Source organism: Flagellimonas sediminis (assembly GCF_010500845.1).
Taxonomy (GTDB): domain Bacteria; phylum Bacteroidota; class Bacteroidia; order Flavobacteriales; family Flavobacteriaceae; genus Flagellimonas; species Flagellimonas sediminis.
In genome coordinates, this window is record NZ_JAAAMI010000006.1 from 201,883 (window position 1) to 226,735 (window position 24,853).

21 protein-coding genes and 1 pseudogene are annotated in these 24,853 nt (G+C 41.6%); 20 read left to right on the forward strand and 2 right to left on the reverse strand.

From position 1 onward, the window contains the following. Positions 1–25 precede the first annotated feature (25 nt). On the reverse strand, positions 26–1,039 hold the full coding sequence (locus GTK07_RS13250) for a glycoside hydrolase family 113 (RefSeq protein WP_163635727.1): 1,014 nt from the start codon (positions 1,037–1,039) through the stop codon (positions 26–28). A gap of 130 nt (positions 1,040–1,169) precedes the next feature. On the opposite strand from GTK07_RS13250, the gene GTK07_RS13255 reads away from it, so the two are divergent. The 15 genes from GTK07_RS13255 (at position 1,170) to argH (ending at position 17,843) form a co-directional block, all read left to right on the forward strand. Next, entirely contained in the window at positions 1,170–2,519 is a 1,350-nt protein-coding gene (locus GTK07_RS13255; RefSeq protein ID WP_163635728.1) for an NAD(P)/FAD-dependent oxidoreductase, read from the forward strand. 12 nt (positions 2,520–2,531) lie between these two features. Next, the gene (locus tag GTK07_RS13260) at positions 2,532–4,136 is read left to right on the forward strand and encodes a 4Fe-4S binding protein (protein WP_163635729.1); all 1,605 of its coding nucleotides are present in this window, start codon (positions 2,532–2,534) and stop codon (positions 4,134–4,136) included. A 113-nt stretch (positions 4,137–4,249) separates the two neighbouring features. After that, a complete protein-coding gene (locus GTK07_RS13265) occupies positions 4,250–4,939 on the forward strand; it encodes a glycosyltransferase family 2 protein (RefSeq protein ID WP_163635730.1) in 690 nt (229 codons plus the stop codon). Beyond that, positions 4,939–6,423: a cellulose synthase family protein gene (locus GTK07_RS13270; RefSeq protein WP_163635731.1), complete on the forward strand. Its 1,485-nt coding sequence runs from the start codon at positions 4,939–4,941 to the stop codon at positions 6,421–6,423. Before GTK07_RS13265 ends, GTK07_RS13270 begins: the two co-directional genes overlap by 1 nt. A gap of 3 nt (positions 6,424–6,426) precedes the next feature. Further along, entirely contained in the window at positions 6,427–7,779 is a 1,353-nt protein-coding gene (locus GTK07_RS13275; RefSeq protein ID WP_163635732.1) for an MptA/MptB family glycosyltransferase, read from the forward strand. Between the two features lie 216 nt (positions 7,780–7,995). Then, the gene (locus GTK07_RS13280) at positions 7,996–8,607 is read left to right on the forward strand and encodes a GNAT family N-acetyltransferase (protein WP_163635733.1); all 612 of its coding nucleotides are present in this window, start codon (positions 7,996–7,998) and stop codon (positions 8,605–8,607) included. Positions 8,608–8,663: 56 nt separating this feature from the next. Continuing rightward, the gene (locus GTK07_RS13285) at positions 8,664–9,854 is read left to right on the forward strand and encodes an argininosuccinate synthase (RefSeq protein WP_163635734.1); all 1,191 of its coding nucleotides are present in this window, start codon (positions 8,664–8,666) and stop codon (positions 9,852–9,854) included. Continuing rightward, the gene (gene argC / locus GTK07_RS13290; RefSeq protein ID WP_163635735.1) at positions 9,847–10,821 is read left to right on the forward strand and encodes an N-acetyl-gamma-glutamyl-phosphate reductase; all 975 of its coding nucleotides are present in this window, start codon (positions 9,847–9,849) and stop codon (positions 10,819–10,821) included. Before GTK07_RS13285 ends, argC begins: the two co-directional genes overlap by 8 nt. 106 nt (positions 10,822–10,927) lie before the next feature. Beyond that, the gene (proC, locus tag GTK07_RS13295) at positions 10,928–11,722 is read left to right on the forward strand and encodes a pyrroline-5-carboxylate reductase (RefSeq protein WP_163635736.1); all 795 of its coding nucleotides are present in this window, start codon (positions 10,928–10,930) and stop codon (positions 11,720–11,722) included. A 103-nt stretch (positions 11,723–11,825) separates the two neighbouring features. Continuing rightward, positions 11,826–12,953 (forward strand): aspartate aminotransferase family protein, encoded by a 1,128-nt coding sequence (locus tag GTK07_RS13300; RefSeq protein WP_163635737.1) that lies wholly within the window; start codon positions 11,826–11,828, stop codon positions 12,951–12,953. Then, positions 12,950–13,891 (forward strand): Rossmann-fold NAD(P)-binding domain-containing protein, encoded by a 942-nt coding sequence (locus tag GTK07_RS13305; RefSeq protein WP_163635738.1) that lies wholly within the window; start codon positions 12,950–12,952, stop codon positions 13,889–13,891. The genes GTK07_RS13300 and GTK07_RS13305 overlap by 4 nt, the downstream gene beginning before the upstream one ends. Continuing rightward, on the forward strand, positions 13,888–14,634 hold the full coding sequence (locus tag GTK07_RS13310; protein ID WP_163635739.1) for an SDR family NAD(P)-dependent oxidoreductase: 747 nt from the start codon (positions 13,888–13,890) through the stop codon (positions 14,632–14,634). Before GTK07_RS13305 ends, GTK07_RS13310 begins: the two co-directional genes overlap by 4 nt. A gap of 1 nt (position 14,635) precedes the next feature. Further along, the gene (gene argB / locus GTK07_RS13315) at positions 14,636–15,415 is read left to right on the forward strand and encodes an acetylglutamate kinase (RefSeq protein ID WP_163635740.1); all 780 of its coding nucleotides are present in this window, start codon (positions 14,636–14,638) and stop codon (positions 15,413–15,415) included. Continuing rightward, positions 15,412–16,482 (forward strand): M20 family metallo-hydrolase, encoded by a 1,071-nt coding sequence (locus GTK07_RS13320; protein WP_163635741.1) that lies wholly within the window; start codon positions 15,412–15,414, stop codon positions 16,480–16,482. Before argB ends, GTK07_RS13320 begins: the two co-directional genes overlap by 4 nt. 74 nt (positions 16,483–16,556) lie before the next feature. Further along, the gene (argH, locus tag GTK07_RS13325; RefSeq protein WP_163635742.1) at positions 16,557–17,843 is read left to right on the forward strand and encodes an argininosuccinate lyase; all 1,287 of its coding nucleotides are present in this window, start codon (positions 16,557–16,559) and stop codon (positions 17,841–17,843) included. A 126-nt stretch (positions 17,844–17,969) separates the two neighbouring features. Here the strand turns inward: argH and GTK07_RS13330 are convergent, their stop codons facing one another. Continuing rightward, positions 17,970–18,293 (reverse strand): winged helix-turn-helix transcriptional regulator, encoded by a 324-nt coding sequence (locus GTK07_RS13330; RefSeq protein ID WP_203583794.1) that lies wholly within the window; start codon positions 18,291–18,293, stop codon positions 17,970–17,972. A 127-nt stretch (positions 18,294–18,420) separates the two neighbouring features. Here GTK07_RS13330 and GTK07_RS13335 point away from each other — a divergent pair, with 127 nt between their 5' ends. The 5 genes and pseudogenes from GTK07_RS13335 to GTK07_RS13355 form a co-directional block, all read left to right on the forward strand. Then, entirely contained in the window at positions 18,421–19,275 is an 855-nt protein-coding gene (locus GTK07_RS13335; RefSeq protein WP_163635743.1) for a CPBP family intramembrane glutamic endopeptidase, read from the forward strand. Next, complete coding sequence (locus GTK07_RS13340; RefSeq protein WP_163635744.1) at positions 19,272–19,631, forward strand: cupin domain-containing protein; 360 nt, start codon at positions 19,272–19,274, stop codon at positions 19,629–19,631. The genes GTK07_RS13335 and GTK07_RS13340 overlap by 4 nt, the downstream gene beginning before the upstream one ends. A 30-nt stretch (positions 19,632–19,661) precedes the next feature. Beyond that, complete coding sequence (locus GTK07_RS13345) at positions 19,662–20,549, forward strand: ABC transporter ATP-binding protein (protein ID WP_163635745.1); 888 nt, start codon at positions 19,662–19,664, stop codon at positions 20,547–20,549. 33 nt (positions 20,550–20,582) lie between these two features. Then, positions 20,583–24,224, forward strand: a complete 3,642-nt coding sequence (locus tag GTK07_RS13350; RefSeq protein WP_163635746.1) for an ABC transporter permease/M1 family aminopeptidase — start codon at positions 20,583–20,585, stop codon at positions 24,222–24,224. A 24-nt stretch (positions 24,225–24,248) separates the two neighbouring features. Further along, positions 24,249–24,593: pseudogene (locus GTK07_RS13355) on the forward strand (argininosuccinate lyase); the annotation flags it as partial. Between the last annotated feature and the right edge of the window lie 260 nt (positions 24,594–24,853).

The following is a 24,853-nucleotide window of genomic DNA, read 5'->3' on the forward strand; positions in this document are numbered from 1 at the left end:
AAATTTCCCACAATTTTTTCACGGGCTATAGACTGTACTTCTTTACTTTGGCATACTGTTTTCGTATCACGGATTCCGCAGGTTTGTTTTGGGGTGTAAACCGATTGTCTGCCAGCCCCCCGACTTTGTCGTGGTGCATGAACCATTTCCATACAAATCCACCAGCAAACCATTCTTCGTCCCAAAATTCCTCAAAAAGTACTTGTGTGGCATCGGCTTGGGCCTGCAGGTTTACTTTTTCTTCATTTCGGTCCACCAACCAAGGCTTTTTGCCCGTATAGTCCATGCTTCTGTAACCAAACTCTGTGAACAACATCGGTTTTTTGACTTCCAAGGCAAGTTCCTTCAGTTTTGTTTTCCAAGGTTGCCATCCTTCCCGCATGGTCTGCATGGTAGGGTTTTGACGCTCGCAAATAGGAAAATAAGCATTCACCCCTATATAATCGAGCTTGTCCCAAAATGGTGTTTTGGCATATTCGTCCCAATTGGCAGCATAGGTAATTTTACCTTTGTAAACCTTCCTGACCTCAGCAATAAGGCGGTTCCAGTATTCAGGACGGTTCTTGACAAAGGAAGCGAGTTCGGTACCAATACAAAGAATTTCAGTATTGGTCTCTTGGGCCAATTCGGCATACAACAAAATGAACTTGGAATAAGAATCTTCGAGCTTCTCCCATTCGGCTTCACTTTGCATGGTCAGATTTCCAGTGAACTCCCCCCGGCGGATCCAAATTTGGGGTTTCATCATGGTATGTACCCCATTTTTGTGCAACATTTCTATATACTGTTTCGCCCCAACCCTTGTTTCCCCGAACCATTGCCTCTCAGAGTTGAATAGCAACTCGGAAGAGTCGGCCTCGGGAATAAACCCGAAGGGCATAATGGCCGCATAATTGGCATGGATATCCAGAACGGGATTTACATGGATCTGTGCCACTTCATCCCCAGAACTCACAAAACTTACCCCATTCACCTTGTCCTCCACGTTCTTTTTACAGGAGAGGGAAATCAGCAAAACAAGTATTATCAATTTCTTCATAGTCAATAAAATACGCTTCTAAAATACATTTTTATACAAAGTGTCGCTCCTTAAAATCATACTAATTTATTGAGATTGTGTTAAGTTCCATAATTTTAGTACGACTCAAGTTTTTAAACAGACCAAACCCATGGAACACATCGTCATTATTGGAAATGGGATTGCCGGCGTAACTGCTGCCAGACATATCCGTAAACTTTCCGATAAAAAGATTACCATCATCTCTTCTGAAACCCAGTACTTTTTTTCCAGGACCGCTCTGATGTATGTGTACATGGGCCACATGAAATTTGAGCACACCCAACCCTACGAAAACCATTTTTGGAAAAAGAACCGCATTGATCTGATCCAAGGTTTTGTAACCCAAATTAACACTGGCAATAAAAGCGTTTTATTAGAAAACAGCCATGCTATCCCTTATGACAAACTCATCATCGCTACGGGATCCAAACCCAACAAATTTGGTTGGCCGGGCCAGAATTTGGATGGTGTTCAAGGACTATATTCCAAACAAGATCTTGATCTTTTGGAAAAAAATGCCCCGAACAACAAAGTTTGCCAACGGGCCGTGATCGTTGGGGGCGGATTGATCGGTATTGAACTGGCAGAGATGCTTCGGACACGTAACATTCCCGTGACTTTTTTGGTCCGAGAAAGTAGTTTTTGGAATGGAGTTCTACCGGGCGGGGAATCCCAAATGATCAACGAGCATATTCTGGAGCACCATATCGACCTTCGGTTGAATGCAACTTTGAAGGAAATTATTCCAGATGAGAATGGAAGGGTAAAATCGGTGGTCTTGGAAGAAACCGGAGAAGAAATTCCATGTAATTTGGTGGGGTTGACGGCTGGTGTGTCTCCAAATATCGAATTTTTGAAAGACTCTGGAATTGAATTGGGCCGTGGCGTTAAGGTGAACCGATTTTTGGAAACCAATATACAAGACGTGTATGCCATTGGTGATTGCGCGGAACAACACGAAGCCATTGGCAACCGTAGACCCGTGGAAGCCGTTTGGTATACAGGCCGCATGATGGGCGAGACTCTGGCCCAGACCATTTGTGGCAACAAAATGGAGTATAATCCAGGACATTGGTTCAATTCGGCCAAGTTCCTGGACATTGAATACCAGACCTACGGATGGGTTTTTCCAGAAAAGAAGAAAAAAGAGAACGAAGTCCATTTTCACTGGCGACATCCTCATGAAAAAAAATGCATCACCATAGCATTTGATCAAGATTCCAAACAGCTGTTGGGTATCAATACCTTTGGTATCCGTTTGCGCCATCAGGTGATTGACCAATGGCTCAACGATAAAAGGGACATCGATTTTGTGGTGGCTCATCTAGCCGATGCGAATTTCGACCCAGAATTTTACAGGACCTACGAGAGCCATATTATTTCCAAATTCAATACCGATTTTGGAAAATCCATCAAACTGAAAAAGAAAAGCTTAAAAAGAATCTTCCAATTGGGATGATAATCATTGACCATGAGCAACTACGATAAAAGTATGGCCCTGACCGGGCAACCACCCAAAAGTTTAAGCCTTAACCAAAAGTTTGCTACCGTTTTGGGCATGATAGGCATGGGCATTCTGTTATTGGCCGCATTTAATGTCTCCTTTCCGAACAAAACATTGTGGTTAACGATTTCCTTATTGGCAATCTCCCTAGGAACTATATGGTTTTCATGGGATACCTATTCCAATAAACTCCCAGGTATCAAAAATGACGGGGTATGGTTCAAATCTATTTCCAGCAGGGGCTTATGGGGATGGATGGCCGGACTGGCCTTGACCGGGTTCTACATCATCCTCTATTTCTATCCCGAGTATTTGGGCCAAGTGAATGGTGGGGAAAATAAAGGTGTCATTGCACTTTTTGACCCTTTGAGCAAATTATTGAGCGGTAATCCCGCTAGCCAATGGTTCGTTTATGGCACGTTGTACACGGTGGCCATTTTAATTTTTGGGGTGAAATTCCTTTGGAAATACCGCCATAACCGCTATGAAAGATTACGGACGTTCAGTGTGATGTTCTTTCAATTGGCCTTTGCCTTCATTATTCCCGAAGTGATGGCCCGTTTGAACGGACATAAAATCCTCAATGGAGGAAGCCTTCCCTATTACGACCTAAAAAGTGTCTGGCCGCTGAACTATTACAATTTTGAAGGGTATCGCATAAAAGGTTTTTTAAGTTCGGGTGATATCGGCTTTGCCCTGTTGATTTTTGGCATCTTGTCCATTTTCGTGATTACGCCCATCCTCACTTATAAATATGGAAAAAGGTGGTATTGCTCATGGGTCTGCGGTTGCGGGGGATTGGCCGAAACTGCCGGGGATGCTTTTAGACAATTGAGTGATAAATCGTTGAATGCCTGGAAAATAGAACGTTGGGTAGTTCACAGCGTGGTTGTTTTTGTCACCCTGATGACCACTGCGGTTGTCTATTCCTATTTGGGAACCGATACCAGCAAATATTGGCTTACCAAAAGTACTTTTTTAATCGGGGTAACCGTATTGCTAACGCTCGTTTTTGGTTGGGTGATGCTTTTTAAAAGAGACCAATTGCAAAAAGATGCACAATATGGTGCCATCGGTTATTTTGTAATCATTATGGCTTTGATCGGGTTTCATTTTTTCAGTGATGGGGGTCATGTGTTCCTTTTCAAATCGGAAACCCTTCGGAAGACCTATTCGTTCTTGATTGGAAGTATTTTTTCCGGAGTGATCGGTACAGGTTTCTATCCCATTTTTGGAAGCAGGGTATGGTGCCGTTTCGGTTGCCCCATGGCTGCTATTTTAGGTTTCCAACAAAGATTGTTCTCCCGTTTCAGAATCACCACCAATGGCGGTCAATGCATTTCATGTGGTAACTGTTCCACCTATTGCGAAATGGGTATCGATGTACGCGCCTATGCCCAAAAGGGCGAAAACATTGTTCGAGCCAGCTGCGTGGGCTGTGGCATTTGCTCCGCGGTTTGCCCCAGAGGTGTGCTCAAACTGGAAAATGGCCCATTGGAGGGCAGAATCGATAGTAACCAAGTTCTTTTGGGAAACGATGTGGATTTGATGAGTTTGGTGAATCAAAAATAAACATCCCATAAATCTGTGGTTGCCAACTTTCATTTCCTGCTTATTTCCACCCAAAATCCAAAGAAAAGGTTAGTTTTGGTCCTCAAACACAAACCAAAATTGACCCCCCTCGCATGGCGGATATCAGAGTCATTATTCCCGCAATCAACGAAGGAGATTCCATAGGAAAGGTCGTTTCCGAATTGCCCGAACATGTTACCGAAATTATTGTCGCGGACAATGGTTCCGAGGACGATACGGCAGAAAATGCACGTAAAGCCGGGGCAACCGTAGTCACCGAAACCCGCAAGGGATATGGCTATGCCTGTCTAAAAGGATTGGAATACATATCCAAACAATCCAAAGTACCCGATATCATCGTATTTATCGACGGAGATTATTCAGATTATCCCGAGGAATTGGATAAGGTGGTCGCCCCAATATTGGAAAATGATGTGGATTTTGTGGTCGGGGCGCGGAAAAAATCGTTAAGGGAACCCGGATCAATGACCCCGCAACAGGTTTTTGGGAACCAATTGGCCACTTTTTTGATGCGGGTGCTCTTTAAGTCAAGATTTACGGATTTAGGACCTTTTAGGGCCATAAAATATGAAAAGCTCAAAGAATTGGGGATGCAGGACACAACTTATGGGTGGACTGTGGAAATGCAGTTAAAAATATTAAGAAAAAAAATGTCATATGCCGAAATACCAGTACGTTACAAACGAAGAATTGGGGTATCAAAAGTATCAGGTACGGTAAAAGGTACTATATTTGCGGGCATAAAAATCTTGGGTTGGATCTTTAAATACAGTTTAAAATAATGGGACTTACTATCGCTTACATCATCATCGGCATTTACAGTACAGCCTTAATCTTGATTTTTATGTATAGCCTTTCTCAGTTGAATCTTTTGATCAACTACTTGGGCTATAAAAAGCGAAACGAGGAGGCTCCCAAGTTCAACCTACTAGACCCCAAGGAAATCCCTTTTGTGACCATCCAACTGCCCATTTACAACGAAGAGTATGTAGTGGAACGTCTGCTGGACAATATCGCCAAGATCGAATATCCAAAAAGCAAATTGGAAATCCAGGTTTTGGATGATTCCACTGACGAGTCCGTTTTCGAGACCGCCAGAAGAATCGAAGAACTTCAGAAAACTGGATTGGACATCCAACATATCCGCAGGGAAAACAGAAAAGGGTACAAGGCCGGAGCGCTTAAAGAAGGTCTTGCCATTGCAAAAGGCGAGTTCATCGCCATTTTTGATGCCGACTTTCTTCCCGAAGGTGATTGGTTGAAAAAGACCGTTCCCTATTTCAAGGACGAGGAAATCGGTGTGGTGCAGACCCGTTGGGGACACATCAACCGTGATTACTCCACTTTGACCCGTATTCAAGCCTTCGCCTTGGATGCACACTTTACCCTAGAGCAAGTTGGAAGAAACTCCAAAGGACACTTCATCAACTTCAACGGTACCGCTGGTATCTGGAGAAAGGAATGTATCCTTGATGCCGGTAACTGGGAAGGCGATACCTTGACCGAGGATCTGGATTTGAGCTACCGCGCCCAATTGAAAAACTGGAAATTCAAATATTTGGAAGACGTGGAAACCCCAGCAGAGCTTCCAGTGGTAATTAGTGCAGCCCGTTCCCAACAATTCCGTTGGAACAAAGGTGGTGCCGAAAACTTTAGAAAATCCTTCTGGAGTGTGATTACTTCCAAGAACATTTCGTTCAAGACCAAGTTCCACGGCGTAATGCACTTGCTGAACAGTTCCATGTTCCTTTGTGTGTTCATCGTGGCCTTGTTGAGTATCCCTATGCTTTACATCAAAAACACCTATGGACATTTGGGTTGGATCTTTGAAGTAACCAGCTTCTTCATTGTAAGTACCATTATCCTTTTCATTTGTTACTGGTTCACTTACAAGAGCATTCAGGGTAGTAGTTTCGACAATTTTGTGGACTATATTAAACTCTTCTTTACCTTCTTCTCTGTGGCATTGGGTTTCTCTTTGCACAATACCGTTGCTGTTTTGGAAGGACATTTGGGCAAAAGAAGTGAATTTGTTCGTACCCCAAAATTCAACATCAACAGCATTACGGATTCTTGGAAGGGCAACAAATACTTGGCAAAAAAGCTTTCACCTAACATGATTTTGGAATTCGCCTTGATGATCTATTTCCTTTTCGGAATGTACAGTGCCGTGCCTTTGAACGATTATGGATTGTTCCCTTTCCATTTGATGTTGTTCCTAGGTTTTGGTTTCGTTTTCTTTAAATCATTGACCTCCAAGGCATAAAACATGCAATCTTATTGGCGACTGCACAGATACCCGATACTTTTTGCTATCGCCAGTATGCTGTTCTACGCCTCGTTTGCCTATGATCTTGTCCGCACGGACACGGTAAAAATGTTCATGCTCTTTGGTGCAACTTTTTTCCTGTACTACAAGATCATTCAGTTTGAAAAATGGAACTTTAAGTTCCTTCTGGTGATAGGCATCCTTTTCCGATTGGTTTTTTTGCTTGCAGAGCCGAATCTTTCCCAAGACTTTTACCGCTTTATTTGGGACGGGGAATTGATCAAGAATGGAATCAATCCCTACTTGTACACCCCAGACCAGTTGATGGAACAAGGGAAGGTAGTATTCGCCAACATGCAGGAACTGCATGCGGGTATGACCGAACTGAATGCAGGCCATTACAGCAACTACCCTCCTGTAAACCAAATCCTTTTTGCCCTTTCCGCCTTTTTGGGCGGGGGAAATGTTTTGGGATCCATGATCGCCATGCGATTGATCATCATTTTGGCGGACCTTGGGGTGGTTTACTTCGGAAGGAAGTTGCTCCAACAGCTTAACCAAGCCAACCATATGGTTTTTTGGTACTTTTTAAATCCCTTGGTCATCATAGAACTTACAGGGAATCTCCATTTTGAAGGGGTCATGTTGTTTTTCTTTGCATGGTCGCTCTATCTACTGGCCAAACAAAAGTGGATATGGGCCTCCCCGGTTTATGCACTGTCCATTATGGTCAAATTGGTTCCCCTGCTATTGTTGCCTGTTCTACTTAAATACCTTGGTTTCAAAAAAAGTATTGGGTTCTATGTACTAACCATACTAGCATGTTTTGCCTTACTCCTCCCGTTTTACTCCCCGGTTTTCCTCGACAATTATTCCGAAACTTTGAAACTTTGGTTTTCCAATTTTGAGTTTAACGCCGGAGTCTATAATGTGGTAAAGAAAATTGCAGTGACCTATTACGAAGCCAAACCATGGGAACTTATTGATGCTTATGGTGCCATGATTACCAAAATTGTTGTCTTAGCCACATTATTGATTGCCTTCATTTTGAAAAACCAAAAGCTGCCTACCGCAATCACCTCAATGGTTTTGGCACTTTCCTGCTATTACTTTCTGACCAGCACCGTGCACCCTTGGTACGTGGTCTTCCTCATGGGGATTTCCATATTTTCATCCCTAAAGTTTCCGTTGTTGTGGTCGTTGATGGTCATTTTGAGCTACCAGGCCTATGCCAATGTGGATTACAAGGAGCATCTTTGGTTATTGGCCATTGAATACATTTTTGTGATTGGCTATTTTATTTATGAAATGATAGGAGTGGCATCAAAAAAGTTATATTTCTTCAAAAAATAGTACCCGTTCCTAGGCTTATTGGAATTAATTTGTACTTTTAGCCCTCAAATGAAAGGACAAGAATACATAGCATTTACGTTGAGCGTACCCGCTCCGATCAGTCCATTTAGCCCCCGTCGCCGCCCGTAAGGGTGCAGTCTTTTATTGGAAATAGGTGAGTCCATTTCCCCAATACAATCAACAATTTATTATTTTTTTACAGTTTAAACGCTTGCAATGGATATTCTAGTTGCCAACGAATCACATTTTAAATACGCACAGATCATCTGTGATACCATAGCGGAATCTGCCAAGGTCCGCGGAACAGGAATTGCCAAACGTACCCCCGAATATATCATGAAAAGGTTGCAGAACGGCAACGCCATCATTGCTTTAGATGGAGATAAGTTCGCCGGGTTTTGTTATATCGAAGTTTGGGGCAACAAGGATTTTGTGGCCAACTCCGGATTGATCGTACACCCCGATTACCGAAACCAGGGACTGGCCAAGCAGATCAAGAAGGCCGTATTCGACCTATCCAGAAAAAAATTCCCCGATGCCAAGATATTTGGGATCACCACAGGTCTTGCCGTGATGAAGATGAACTACGAACTGGGCTACAAGCCCGTTACGTTCTCTGAATTAACGGACGATCCTGAATTTTGGAAAGGTTGCCAAACCTGTAAAAACTTCGACATCCTTACCCGTACGGAGAAGAAAATGTGCCTTTGCACGGGTATGTTGTACGATCCCACGGCCAAAAAAACAGAACCAAAAAAAATTGACAGCAAGGTTTTCCAAAGATTGAAACAGATCAAGGAAACCCTTTTTCTAAAAAAGAAACAATAATGGATGTCAGTTCTCGACTGCGCTCGAACTGACATTGAATTTAAAGAATTATAAAAATGAAAAAATTAGTTTTAGCCTACAGTGGCGGATTGGATACCTCATATTGTGCCAAATCCCTTTCACAGGACGAAGGGTTTGAAGTCCACGCGGTAAGCGTGAATACTGGAGGTTTTTCCAAAACCGAAATCGAGGAAATCGAGAAAAAGGCCCTTGCCTTGGGAGCTACAAGCTATACCTCCATCAATGCGGTTTCCACATTTTACGATACCGTGGTCAAATATCTCATCTTCGGAAACGTACTTCGTAACAATACCTATCCCCTTTCTGTAAGTGCGGAACGGATTGTACAGGCGTTGGAAATTGTAAAACACGCCAAAAAAATCGGCGCTAAGTACATCGCCCACGGAAGTACTGGAGCGGGTAACGACCAAGTAAGGTTCGATATGATCTTTCAGATTTTGGCCCCTGAAATCGAGATCATTACCCCTATCCGTGACAAAAAATTGGCCAGGGAAGTGGAGATCGAGTACCTACAGAAAAACGGCATCGATTATCCTTGGGAAAAAGCCAAATATTCAGTGAATAGAGGGCTTTGGGGAACATCCGTGGGAGGTTCGGAAACTTTGACTTCCCACTTATCATTACCGGACAGCGCCTATCCGAGCCAGTTGGAAAAAGAACTTCCAAAAGAGGTAAAACTCACCTTCAAAAAAGGGGAGTTGGTGGCCATTGATGGCGAAGAGAACCATCCAGTGGCCAATATTGAAAAGCTATCGGCAATTGCTTCCAAATATGCCATCGGTAGGGATATCCATGTGGGTGATACCATTATTGGGATTAAAGGCAGGGTTGGTTTTGAAGCTGCTGCACCCCTTATCATTATCAAAGCACACCACCTATTGGAAAAACACACCTTGAGCAAATGGCAACAGTTCCAAAAAGAGCAATTGTCCAGTTTTTATGGCATGTTGTTGCATGAAGGCCATTATTTGGATGAGGTGATGCGCAATATCGAGGCGTTTTTGACCGATTCCCAAAAGCACGTTTCGGGAGATGTTTTTGTGACCCTTCATCCCTACCGTTTTGAATTGAACGGAATTTCTTCCGAACACGATCTCATGAACGCTTCCTTCGGAAGTTATGGAGAAATGAACAAGGGTTGGACGGCTGACGACGCCAAGGGCTTTATCAAGATTTTGTCCAACTCGGGGAAAATAGCCAACCACGTAAACCAGGATTATGATTAAAACGGGCATCATTGGCGGTTCCGGATACACGGGTGGAGAGCTGATTCGAATTCTGCTCAACCATCCCCATGCCGAAATCGACTTTGTATATAGCACCACAAGGGCGGGAAAACCGATTTCCTCGGCGCATCCTGATCTTTTGGGGATGACAGACCTCCAATTTTCTGGAGAAATCAATCCCAATGTAGATGTTGTATTCCTTTGTTTAGGCCACGGGAATTCCAAGGCATTCTTGAATGAAAATCCGTTCTCGGCAAGCACCAAGATCATCGACTTGAGCAACGACTTTAGATTACAAGCCGATTCCATGTTTAATGGTAAGCGTTTTATCTATGGGCTTCCGGAACTGAACAAGTCTGCCATTCAATCTGCAGAAGCGATAGCCAATCCCGGTTGTTTTGCCACAGCTATTCAGTTGGCCTTGTTGCCTTTGGCCAAAGCAGATTTGTTGAACCATGAAATCCATGTGAACGCCGTAACGGGGAGTACAGGGGCCGGTGTAGGATTGTCCGCTACCTCGCATTTCAGTTGGAGGAACAACAATGTTTCATGGTACAAACCTTTTACCCATCAACATTTGGGGGAGATTGGGGAAAGCTTGAAATCATTTGGCAATGCTGTAGGCAAATTGATGTTTTTACCGAATCGCGGCAACTTCACTAGAGGAATTTTGGCCACGTCATACACCCAGTTTGAAGGTTCGTTGGACGATGCAAAAAAACTATATGCTGCTTTTTATAAGGATGCCGTTTTCACCCACATGTCTGAAGAGGAAATCAACTTGAAGCAAGTGGTGAACACCAACCAGTGCCACATCCATTTGCATAAGCACGAGGACCTTTTGTTGGTGACCTCGGCCATCGATAATTTGTTGAAAGGCGCCTCTGGACAAGCGGTACAGAACATGAACCTAATGTTCGGTTTTCCAGAGACCGAAGGGCTGTTGTTAAAAGCAGGGGTATTTTAAACTGGAACCCTGAGCAGAGTCGAAGGGTTAAACCTTGATATAAATAGATTCTCGCTGGAGTTTATGCTGAGCAAAGCAAAGTGCGGGAATGACAAATAAGAAAAATATGAAAATAGCCATCATAGGAGCAGGGAACTTGGGCTTGGCCATTGCCAAAGGTATTTTACACACCAACGGCGCCACCACCATGTACCTCACTAAAAGGAACACCAAATCCATCAAGGATTGGGAAAAATATGGGAATGTGACCGTGACCTCCGACAATTTGGAGGCCATAAAAAATTCCGATATTCTAATTTTCGCCGTCCAGCCCGGTCATTTTACAACCTTGCTGGAACAAAGCAAGGACCTGTTGACCGAAAAACATGTGATCATCAGTACCATCACTGGGTACAGCATCCCAAAAATTGAAAGTATCATCGGGGAGGATAAATTTATCATCCGCAGTATGCCCAACACAGCCATTTCAGTTGGTAAATCCATGACTTGTATTTGCAGCAACGAATTGGGCAAAAAACGTATCGATTTGGCCAAGGCTATCTTTAACCGCATGGGCCACACCATGGAAATTCCCGAAGACCAAATGCAGGCCGCAACGGTGATCTGTGCTAGTGGGATCGCCTTTTGGATGCGCTTGATCCGCGCCACCACCCAAGGGGCCATTCAATTAGGCTTCGATGCCAAGGAAGCCCAAGAATTGGCCATGCACACCTGTAACGGAGCGGCCAGTCTATTGATTGAATCGGGCAGCCATCCCGAAGAGGAAATTGATAGGGTAACCACACCCAAAGGGTGCACCATTGAAGGCTTGAACGAAATGGAACACCAAGGTTTGAGTTCTTCCTTGATCAAGGGAATCGTGAGTTCCTATGAAAAAATTAGCCATATCAAAAAAGGATAAAAAATTCAGGTCGAGCTGTCACATCGAGCGGAGTCGAGATGCGAGACCCAATTACACATCAAAAGCACCTCTCGACCGCACTCGAGATGACAAACAAAAAATTATGAAACTATTCGACGTATACCCACTCTATGATGTAACCCCAATTTCTGCCAAAGGCATTGAGGTCTGGGATGACAAAGGACAAAAATATCTGGATTTTTACGGAGGCCATGCCGTGATTTCCATTGGCCATACACATCCACATTATGTAAAGCGCATTGAGGATCAATTGGAGAAAATTGCCTTTTACAGCAATTCCGTACAAAATCCTGTACAAGAGGCATTGGCGGAAAAGTTAGGGAAATTGTCCGGCTGTGAGAAATATGATCTATTCATGTGCAATTCTGGCGCAGAGGCCAATGAAAATGCCTTGAAAATGGCATCCTTTCACACTGGAAAGGCTAAGGTAATCGCATTCAAGAACAGTTTTCATGGACGTACTTCCGCAGCTGTGGCGGCCACGGACAATCCAAAGATCAACGCGCCTATCAATTTACAGCAAGAGGTGACCTTTTTGCCATTGAACGATTTTGAGGCCTTTGAAAAAGCCATTACATCTGATGGGTATTGTGCCGTAATCCTGGAGGCTATCCAAGGTGTGGGCGGCTTGGATGAACCGACTACTGCATTTTACCAATTCATCGCTGAAAAATGCAAGGAGAACAACGTGGTTTTGATTGCCGATGAAGTACAATCCGGCTATGGACGAAGTGGAAAATTCTTTGGTTTTCAGCATCATGGCATTCAGCCTGATATCATTTCCATTGCCAAAGGGATGGGTAACGGATTCCCTGTGGGCGGGGTGTTGATCCACGAATCCTTTAAACCTTCCTACGGACTTTTGGGCACCACCTTTGGTGGCAACCATTTGGCCTGTGCTGCAAGTTTGGCCGTTTTGGAAGTGTTGGAATCCGAGAACTTGATTGAGAATGCTTCGGAATTGGGAATCTATTTCAGGGAAAAGGCCGCCGAGGTACCCGACATCATCAAAGTAAAGGGCAAAGGTCTGATGATCGGCCTCGAATTTGATTTTGAGGTGGCCGAACTGCGAAAAAAACTAATCTATGACCACCATATGTTCACGGGTAGCGCCAATAACAAAAAGTTGCTGCGATTTTTACCGGCTTTGAACATCACTAAGACACACATCGACCTATTCTTTGACGCGCTCAAAAAAGCATTAAAATGAAGCATTACCTATCCGTAAACGATATCGACTCCCTCCCCGATTGGGTGGAGGAAGCAATCAACCTAAAAAAAGACCCTTATCAATTTGAGGCTTTGGGCAAACGAAAAACCTTATGCCTATTATTTTTCAATAATAGCCTACGTACCCGTTTAAGCACCCAAAAAGCGGCCATGAACCTTGGTATGGAGGTGATGGTCATGAATTTTGGCAACGAGGGCTGGGCCTTGGAATATGGAGATGGTACCATTATGGACCAAGGCACATCAGAACATATCAAAGAAGCGGCTCAAGTGGTTTCACAATATTGTGACATCGTGGCCATCAGGGCATTTGCCGGTTTGGTGGACAAAGCAAAAGACGAAGCGGAGGAGGTCATCAACGGGTTTGCCAAATATGCGTCCATTCCGGTGGTGAATATGGAAAGTTCCGTTGGGCACCCCCTTCAGGCTTTGGCAGACGCCATCACCATAGCAGAAAACAAGACCAAGGAAAGACCCAAAGTGGTTTTGTCCTGGGCACCGCATCCAAAGGCATTGCCCCATGCAGTGGCGAATTCCTTTGTGCAGATGATGAAATTGCAAGATGCCGATTTTGTCATCACCCATCCAAAGGGATATGAATTGAATCCGGAAATCACGGAAGGATGCCACATTGAGTACAACCAACAAAAAGCCCTTGAAAATGCAGATTTTGTCTATGTGAAAAACTGGAGCAATTATGCCGATTATGGCAAAGTGGTGAGCAAGGACTTGAACTGGACCATGACGGAGGAAAAATTGGGAAAGGCCAAATTCATGCATTGTTTGCCCGTTCGTAGAAACGTAGTGGTGGAAGATGCCGTGTTGGACGGAAAACAATCCCTAGTGGCCGAGCAGGCCAAAAACAGGATCTATTCGGCACAGATCGTATTGAAAAAGATTTTGGAACAAAACAAATGAAGTTAAAGGATAAGGTCTGTATTGTTACCGGTGCAACAAGCGGCATGGGGAAAGCCATTGCCAAAACATTTTCTTCCGAAGGTGCCAAACTTGTTTTATCCGGTCAAAACAAGGAGCGTGGCCAAAACTTGGAAAAGCAATTGGGCAATTCCGTTTTTTTGGCAGGCGATGTAACAGATCCTATCTATAACCAGAATTTGGTCCAATTGGCAATGGATACCTTTGGTCAGTTGGACATCCTATCGTTGAATGCGGGTATTCTTGGATTGGGGAATGTTGAAGAATTGGCCTTCGATTCTTGGCACAAAACTATTGACACCAATTTGAGCTCCATATTTTATCTTTGTAAGCACGGATTACCCTATTTGCAAAAGGGGTCAAATAGCAACATTTTGATCAATGCCTCTATTGCAGCTTTCAAGAGTTTTCCCAATCATCCTGCATATTGTGCATCCAAAGCAGGAGCCGTTGCACTGATGAAACAAATGGCGGTGGAATATGCTCCCAAAATTCGGGTGAACGCCATATGCCCGGGACCAGTGGACACACCACTGCTTTGGGAATCGGCCAAGGCCTTTGAAAATCCAGAAAAGGCGGTGGCCAAGGCCGAAAATGCAACGTTATTGAAAAGATTGGGTACTCCGGAAGATATTGCGAAGCTGGCCCTTTTTATGGTATCGGATGATAGTTCCTGGATTACCGGAACAACGATAACCATTGATGGGGGAATAATAAATACATAGAATGAAACAAAAACTATCCATAGTAAAAATAGGAGGCAACCTCATTGAGGATGCCCAAGGATTTGAACATGTTTTAGGCCTGTTTTCCAAAATGGATGGAAACAAGATCTTGGTACACGGTGGCGGTAAAAAAGCTACCGAACTGGGCAATAAATTAGGCATTGAGAGTCAAATGGTCAACGGAAGAAGGATCACGGACCCTGAAACTTTGGATATTGCCGTAATGGTTTATGGAGGTTTGGTGAGCAAAAAAATCGTTGCAAAACTGCAAGCTTTGGGAACCGATGCCATAGGCATGAGCGGTGCTGATGGCAACACCATACAAGCACACAAAAGACCCATTAAAAAAGTGGATTTTGGTTTGGTGGGCGATGTGGACAAGGTGAATGCCTATGCGATTTTTAAATTGCTACAAGCCGGGTTTACACCCATTTTCTGTGCTTTGACGCATGACGGAAGAGGCCAGTTGCTCAATACCAATGCCGATACGATTGCCGCTGAACTGGCCATTGCCATGTCCGATCAATTTGAAACCACACTGTATTACTGTTTTGAGAAAAAAGGGGTTTTACAGGATGTAGAGGATGAAAATTCGGTAATCAAACAAATCGATTCCAAGACCTACGATGAGCTTTTGGCCTATGGGATCATTGCCGATGGCATGCTCCCCAAGTTGCACAACTGCTTCTATGCTCTGCGTAACCATGTGTCCAAAGTTTGTGTGGGGAACAGTGAAATGCTCGATCAGAGCAATGTGGAATATACGACCCTGACTTTATGACGATATCCCAAGACATATTGACCCAAAAAGCCGTAGCACTGCTGAAAGAGCTTATTTCCATCCCTTCCTTTTCAGGTGAAGAGGACAAAACTGGGGATGCCATTGAAGCGTTCTTGCAGGGATTTGGCGTAAAAACGGAACGCCAATATCACAACATCTACGCTTTCAACAAATATTTTGATGAAAGCAAACCTACCCTATTGCTTAACTCGCACCACGATACCGTAAAACCAAATAGCGCCTACACCAAGGATCCATTCCATCCTCATGTTGAAGATGGCAAGTTGTACGGCTTGGGCAGCAACGATGCGGGTGGATGTTTGGTTTCTCTTCTGGCCACTTTCGTCCATTTTTATGACAAGGAAGGGTTGAGCCACAACATCATCATGGCGGCAACCGCAGAAGAAGAGGATGCTGGGGATAAAAGTTTACGTGGACTGTTACCCATTCTTCCAAAAATTGACGTAGCTGTAGTGGGCGAACCCACTTTGATGGACCTCGCCATTGCCGAAAAAGGCCTTGTGGTTTTTGATGCCGTTGTGGAAGGTACGCCTTCACATGCCGCACATCCCAACGACAACAATTCCATTTACAACACCATACCTGTGTTGCAATGGTTCAAGGATTACAGGTTTGAAAAGATTTCCGAGGCTTTGGGTGAAGTTAAAATGACCGTCACCCAAATCAATGCGGGCAAGCAACATAATGTGGTGCCAGCGCAAGTGGATTTAGTGGTAGATGTTCGGGTAAACGACTGTTATACCAATCAGGAGATTTCGGATAGATTGCAACGAGAGGCACCCTGCAAAATGACACCCCGCTCGTTGCGCTTGAATTCATCCAGCATTGATCCCGACCATGCCTTGGTAAAAAGTGGTCTGGCGTTGGGCAGAAAAACCTATGGCTCCCCTACATTGTCCGATCAGGCGGCATTGAGTTGCCAATCGGTAAAACTGGGCCCTGGCGACAGCACGCGTTCCCACTCCGCCAATGAATTCATTTTTGTGGATGAGATTGAGGAAGGAATCGACCTGTATATCAAAATCCTTTCAGGATTTTTACAATAACCAATGAACAATAATCAATTACCAATTTACATTCAGCCATTGTACATTGTTAATTGTCAACTGATAATTGAAATATGAAACTCTGGGACAAAGGTTTTAGCACCGATAAAAAAATAGACCATTTTACCGTGGGCAACGACCGCGAACTAGATCTGGTACTCGCCAAATATGATGTGATTGCCTCCACCGCTCACGCCAAAATGTTGGGCAAGGTCGGGTTGATCACCGAAGAGGAAGCCAAGGATTTGGTGAAAGCGTTGGGTGAAATCGGCAAGGATATCGAAAGAGGGAAATTCACCATTGAGAACGATTTTGAGGATATGCATTCTAAAATCGAATTCATCCTGACCGAAAAATTGGGTGATACCGGTAAAAAGATCCACTCCGCACGATCCAGGAACGACCAGGTTTTGGTGGCCATGCAATTGTATCTGAAGGAAGAACTTACCGAAATCAAGGAGCAGGTTAAATCCCTGTTCGACCTTTTGATGAAGCTTGCCGAAAAACACCAGAACGTCCTTTTGCCAGGCTATACCCACCTTCAGATTGCCATGCCCTCCTCGTTTGGACTTTGGTTTTCTGCCTATGCCGAAAGCTTGATCGATGATCTGTACTTTGTACAGGCGGCCCATAAGATCGCCGACCAAAACCCTTTGGGAAGTGCTGCCGGTTATGGAAGTTCCTTCCCTATAGACCGGACGTTCACCACCGCCGAAATGGGTTTTGAAACCTTAAAATACAATGTGGTGGCTGCCCAAATGGGGCGCGGAAAAGTGGAAAAAGCCGCTGCTTTTGGGATTTCCAGCGTGGCCGCCACCTTATCTAAAATGGCAATGGACATCTGTCTGTACATGAGCCAGAACTTTGATTTTATTTCGTTCCCGAACGAACTGACCACGGGCAGCAGCATCATGCCGCACAAGAAGAATCCCGATGTGTTTGAGCTGATCCGCGCCAAGTGCAACAGAATACAAGCGGTGCCCAACCAATTGACCTTGATCACCAACAATCTGCCCAGTGGCTACCACCGTGATCTGCAATTGGTAAAAGAAGTGATTGTACCTGCCTTGCAGGACATGCAGGCCTGTTTGGAACTGATGACCTTCAGTTTAAAAGAAATTAGGGTGAACCCCAAGATTTTGGACGACCCGAAATACGATTACCTTTTTAGCGTAGATACCTTGAACGAGCTCGTAAAAAGTGGCATGCCGTTCCGGGATGCCTATAAAACCATGGGCAAGGCCATTGAAAACGGCAATTTTAAACCCAAAAGGGACATTGAGCATACCCACGAAGGAAGTTTGGGCAATCTGTGTTTGGAGCAAATTAAAGCCAAAATGGATAGGGCATTGAGCATATAAAAAGCGTTATCTTCACTTACCTGTGCTGAACTCGCTTCAGTACCGGTCGATATATACCATTAATATCGATTCATACCTAATATCGTTGGTGGCAAGCATATCGCAACACCCTGCGAATTGTAAGTTTCAATTTGTTGACATTTGCTTTTCACCCCAACTTCTCATTTGACTGATAAAAGGAATTAATTCCATTCCTGTATCAGTAAGTGAATATTCAACTTTTGGTGGAACTTCAAAATAAGCTTTTCTCGTAATCAGCTGATCAGCTTCCAATTCTTTGAGTGTTTGGGTTAGCATTTTTGGAGTTATCCCAACCACAGCTCTGCTTAACTCTCCATACCTAAGACGACCTTCTCTAAGTACCCATAAAATTCGACCTTTATACTTTCCACCAATTCGCTGAAAGGCATAATCGACAGCACAATGTGCCTTTTGAACATTTTTCTTCATTTTTATAAATTCAAATCATTGATAATCAGCTTTACTATATTATCGGTAAGTACTCTACTTTATTGTATGTACTTGCTGTAAAGGTATCAAATACTTTTATTTGCAGAAACCTTAAATAAAATAAATAATGAATGTATCAATTAAAAGAGTGCTGCATTTTCCAATAACAAAAATTATCATTGGAATTGTAGTCTGTTTTTCTCTATTTGTATTAATTCAAAACTTTGTATTAAAACCATTTTTATATAGCATTATTCAAGATAAAAGTATTGCCGACCCAATTATTCATTGTGTCTCATTAATAGTATTATTGGTTAGCTATTACTATTTATTCCGTTTTTATGATAAAAGAAAAATAACAGAGCTATCCACAAAATATTTGCTTAAAGAAATGCTTGGAGGATTTTTCTTAGGCTTTTTTACAATTTCATTATCAATTTTCATTTTATACTTATTAGGGTCTTATCAGGTTATTAGTTTTTCAACAACGCACTACTCCATAAAGTTTTTCACGGTATTAATGTTGGCCGCCTTGGTTGAAGACTTATTTCATAGAGGGTTAATAGTTCGTGTATGTGAAAATTGGTTAGGTACTCATCTAACACTCGTCATTGCAATGTTAGTAGAGCTTCAACACATTTACAATCCCAATTCCAACCTATTTAATCTTTTTTATTATTTGATTTGGGGGTTTACTATGGCCATGTTGTTTATCTATACTAAAAGAATTTGGCTACCTTATTTTTTCCATATAGGTTGGAATTTTGCCCAGCCTTTTTATGGTTCAAATCTCACTGGGACAAATGATATGGGCACCATCATTCAATCAAAATTCAATGGTCCTGAACTATTGACAGGAGGTGCAGCCGGAATTGAGGGTTCAATTTTTACAGCATCTTTTCTATTACTTATAGGAATCATACTTTATTATTTAGCAAAAAGAGAGGGCAAAATTGTAAAAAGTAATTTGTTTAAAAGATGAATTTAAAAAATGCCTTTTTAGGTCTTGACAACTATTATTCACCAAGGATTATAGGTGAAGTAAATGACCAATATATTAAAGTCGTAAAAATAAAGGGGCAAGAAGTCCCTTGGCATAATCACGAAAGTGAAGACGAATTATTTTATATCGTTGAAGGTTCTTTGTTAATAGAAATTGAAAATCAGGAAAATATCGTTATCCAAAAAGGGGATTTTTATGTTTTAAAAAAAGGAATCAATCACAGAGTTTCATCTAAAGAAGAATGCTTGATTATGCTAATTGAGTCAAAAACAACTGAACATACCGGAAAAGTCAAATCTCATATTACAAAATCAATTGACGAGCAAAAATATTGATAAAAATGCCCTCAAAAAATAAATCAAATTGTGGAATTAAAAATTAAGAATTTAAGTAAGACCTATTCAAACGGTGTTCATGCATTGAAAGATATCACATTAGACATACCTCAAGGTATGTTTGGCCTTTTAGGACCTAACGGAGCGGGGAAATCATCCTTAATGAGGACGCTCGCTACATTGCAACAAGCCGATTCCGGGTCAGCTTTCTTAGGTGATTTGGATATTTTAAAAGATAAAGCCGAGGTTCGAAAAATTCTAGGATACCTTCCACAAGAATTTGGGGTGTATCCCAAAGTTAGTTCTTATACCATGCTTGATCATATTGCTTCCTTGAAAGGTATTTCCAATAAAGGTGAGCGCAAAGAGTTGGTACAGTCCCTTTTAGCCAAAACCAATTTATGGGATGCTCGAAATAGAAGTTTAGGAACCTATTCTGGTGGAATGAAGCAACGTTTTGGTATTGCACAAGCCTTAATTGGTGATCCAAAATTAGTTATTGTGGATGAGCCCACTGCTGGTTTAGATCCTGCTGAAAGGAATCGTTTTCATAATTTATTATGTGAAATTGGAGAAAATACGATTGTTATTTTATCGACCCATATAGTAGAGGATATTTCTAACCTATGCCCTAACATGGCGATTATTTGTTTGGGCGAAGTTGTGGCCAAAGGAAATCCAAATGAATTGACCGATGGCGTTAAAGGCAGAATATGGACTAAAGCCATCGAAAAAGAGGAGTTGGCAAGCTATAGTACCGATTTACAGGTTATTTCTACACATTTGAAGGCCGGGAAAACCGTTATTCATGTCTTGAGCGATAACCAACCTGATACATCTTTTGAAGCCTTTACAGCCAATTTAGAAGATGTGTATTTTGCCGAAATCACTTCACGCATCGCTGGTACTTTAGATTAATTGTTTAATCCAATCCCCTAAAATTATTCAATTATGTTTAAAGAAATATTCTTATTCGAAATCGGATATAGATTAAAAAGACCCGCTACTTGGTCTTACTTTGGAATACTAATGTTGTTTGGATTAATTATGGCCATTAGCGGAAATGGTCCAAATTCGGAGAAGGTTTTTGTGAACTCCCCTATCGCTATCGCCACTATTTTATCAACCTTTAGTGTTTTTGGTATTATGCTGGCCAGTGCTATTATGGGCGTTCCCGTGTATAGAGATATTGAGCATAAAACCGAGAATTACTTTTTTTCCTATCCCATTACTGAAAAAGGCTATTTGTTAGGCCGCTTTTTTGGTTCAATGACAATACTGCTTATGGTAAGTCTGGGATTGCAATTGGGCTTAATTATGGGTTTTATGGTTGGGCCATATGCGGGTTACGAGGAACCTGAACGCTTTACAAGCTTTAATCTTTGGTATTATTTGCAGCCAACTTTAATGCTGTATTGGACAAATTTTTTCTTTGCAGGATGCATTTTCTTTGCATTGGTTTGTTTGACAAAAAGGGTGATGTTGGCCTATGCTGGTGGCGCCATTTTATTTATTATCTATATAATTACCATAACCTTAACCCAAGATATTGAAAAAGAAAACTTAGTAAGCTTACTAGACCCTTTTGGTTTAGGAACGTATCTAAATATTATTCGATATTGGACGCCAGAAGAACAAAACTCAATGACGGTTCCGTTTCAAGGAATGCTTATATGGAATCGTCTTATATGGGTTGGCTTGGGTGTGTCAGCTTTGCTTTTCACATTGTTCCGATTTGACTTCATGAATTTTTTAAAGAAAAATTATACTTCAAAAAAGAAAAATGACAACGTAGATCAAGCCAATGTAACTGCTGCCTTTACTAAAATCCCCAAGGTTTCAAAAGTGTTCTCCAAAGGCCTAAATATTAGATTATTGATTGATTTAGCCTTTATGGAATTCAAGAACATCATTAAGGATAACTACTTTATAGCCATTCTAATTGCTGCTGTCTGCTCCCTATTTTTTGATGCATGGTTTGGCACTCCTATATACGGAACACCTTCGTTACCAACGACCTACTATATGTTGGAGATAAAAAATGATACGTATATGATTCTCATCTTTATCCTTATCGTATTTGTAACAGGCGAAGTATTGCATCGAGAACGCAACGTTAATTATGATCAGATATTTGGTGCGCTTCCGTTACCGAATCGCTTGGTATATGGGTCCAAGTTTTTATCCATAGTGATGATCGGTTTTGTCTTGGTCAACATCATTATGTTTAACGGTGTACTCATCCAAATCATTAAGGGGTATTTCAATTTCGAATTTGATATGTACTTCGCTGATTTGTATTTAATTGAATTTCCAAAGTACATCATCTTCGCTTTATTGGCCTTTTTTGTGCATTCGTTAGTGACAAAAAAGTTTATGGGGCACGTTATTGCGATTGCGCTTTGGGTATTCATTTTTGGATTGAATCAATTTGCCGGTATAGACAATAATTTATACTTATATAGTTACTCACCAAACTTTACGTTATCTGACATGAATGGATTTGGGCATTTTGCCGAAGCACTATTTTGGTTCAGAACCTATTGGTTGGCTTGTGGTGGCGTTTTACTAATTATTGGATATCTATTCTGGAAACGTGGAACTGACTCTGGTATAAAGGCACGTTGGCAAATAGCAAGAGAGCGATTGAATGTTAGAACGATTTCAGCATTCTTTGTTTTGCTTTGCATTTTTATGGGTTCCGGTGGCTTTATTTATTACAATACCAAAATTCTGAACAACTACAAAACAGAAAAAGAAAGAATTATTGCTACTGCCGAATATGAAAAACAACTTAGCAAATATGATAAAATTGCGCAACCAAAAGTTATTGATGTAAAAGTAAACGCCGATTTATTTCCAGAAAACAGGTCAGCCAAAATTAAGGTAACTTATAAAATGGTAAATAAATCCAATGAAGATATCAACGCTTTACATTTGAATTGGGGTCCGGAAGGTGTACTAAAAAAAGAAGTAAATACCTTTACTATTGAAGGTGAAACTCCAAAACTTACTAAAAAGTACATGGATTTTGGCTATGAAATTTATGCTTTCAACAAACCATTACAACCCAAGGATACCGTTACAATGGTTTTACAAGTAACCGGCTTCTATAAAGGGTTTCCTAATGAAGGTTTGGGTTCCGATATCGTGTACAATGGTACATTTTTAAACAACAACTTCTTCCCTTCTTTTGGTTATGATGTCCAAAGCGAGCTAACAAGTGACCAGGACAGAAAAAAATACAAGCTGCCTATTAAAGATTATCATTTACCAACACAAACCGATGCCTGGGGATTGAATAATCTATTATTTAACGATGATGGTGATTTTATCACTTTTGAAGGAACAGTGAGTACAGCACCTGATCAGATTGCTATTATGCCGGGCTATTTGCAGAAAAAATGGAAAGCCAATGGCAGACAGTATTATACTTATCAAATGAATGATAAGTTAGACTTTTTCTATAACATTTCGTCAGCTGCATATGATGTTCATAAAGAAGTTTGGAAAGGCAGAACCGGCGAAAAAGTAAATATAGAAATATACCATCATCCAACACATATCTATAATATTGATCGTTTTGTAAGAAGCGTAAAACACTCAATGGATTATTTTTCAGAGAATTATGGCCCGTACCAGTACACTCAAATGCGGATACTCGAATTTCCTCGTTATGCCAGTTTTGCACAATCCTTTCCTAATACTGTTCCGTTTGCAGAAAGTTTTGGTTGGTTAGGGGATTTTAGCGATCCAAACAATTTGGATTACGTTTATACAGTAACTGCACATGAAGTTGCCCATCAATGGTGGAGTCATCAAGTTATGCCTTCTGCAACTCGTGGCGCCAATCAAATTTCAGAATCTATGGCGGAGTATTCATCGTTGATGGTTATGAAAAAAGAATATGGAGTAGATGCCATGCAAAAATTTTTAAAAGAAGTATTGGATACATATTTACGCAATAGAGCAAACGAGAGTAAGTTTGAAAAAACATTGATGGACAATGATAATCAAAGTTATGTTTGGTATCAAAAAGGTGCTTTAGTGCTGTATGGTCTTCAAGATTTAATAGGTGAAAAAAACTTGAACAACGCTTTCAAATCCTATTTGGAGGCAGCACGTTTCAGACAAAAGGCGCCTTTCACAACTACATTAGAATGGTATGACTTTATTGAGGCAGCAACGCCAGCTGACTTACAGTATTATATAGAAGATAGTTTCAAAAAGATTACACTTTATTCTAACAAGGTAACAAATGCTTCCTATAAAAAAATTGCCAACAGCAACTATGAAGTAACTCTCGAAGTTGAAAGTTCGAAAGGCTATTTTGATGGAAATGGTAAGTTATTGTCAACAGGAACTAAACCAAACTTATTAGAAATTGCAGTATTTGATAATGATACTAAAAACAAACAAGGGATGACTACAAAGACTCCTTTAGTTATGAAGAAAGTTTGGGTGAAACCCGGAAAATCTACCTATACGTTTATCACAAAGAAACTGCCAATCAAAGCAGGTATCGACCCGTATAACAAAATGATAGACCGTATTCCAGATGATAACATAAAGACATTAGAGGAAATTCAATAGTAATGATTTAAAGAAAAAACTCGAACTGGCTACCACCGTGATCTGCAATTGGTGAAGGAAGTGATCGTTCCTGCCTTGCAGGACATGCAGGCCTGTTTGGAACTGATGACCTTTAGTTTGAAGGAAATTAAGATGAACCCCAAGATTTTGGACGACCCCAAATACGATTACCTCTTTAGTGTGGATACCTTGAACGAACTCGTCAAAAGTGGAATGCCGTTCCGGGATGCCTAGAAAACCATGGGCAAGGCCATTGAAAATGGTAATTTTAAACCCAAAAAGGACATTGAGCATACCCACGAAGGCAGTTTGGGAAATCTATGCTTGGAACAGATAAAAGCAAAAATGGAACAGGCGTTGAGTTCATAACAGCTCCAATTCTTTTTAAATTTACATCAATTCATAGGATATGTCCATCCATTTGGACTGGATTTTGAGCGCGAAAAACCCTAACTTCACTTATCGGTCGATATAATTCATTGAAACGAATCATATCTTTAACGTTGTGTGTCATACTGAAAAACTGCATGGAATTGATAATCGCTTTTTTAATCATAATAATTTTAGGTATCGGAATTCCTATTGGAATTTCTTTTTTGATTTACAAGTGGATTAAGAAAAAAGGATTT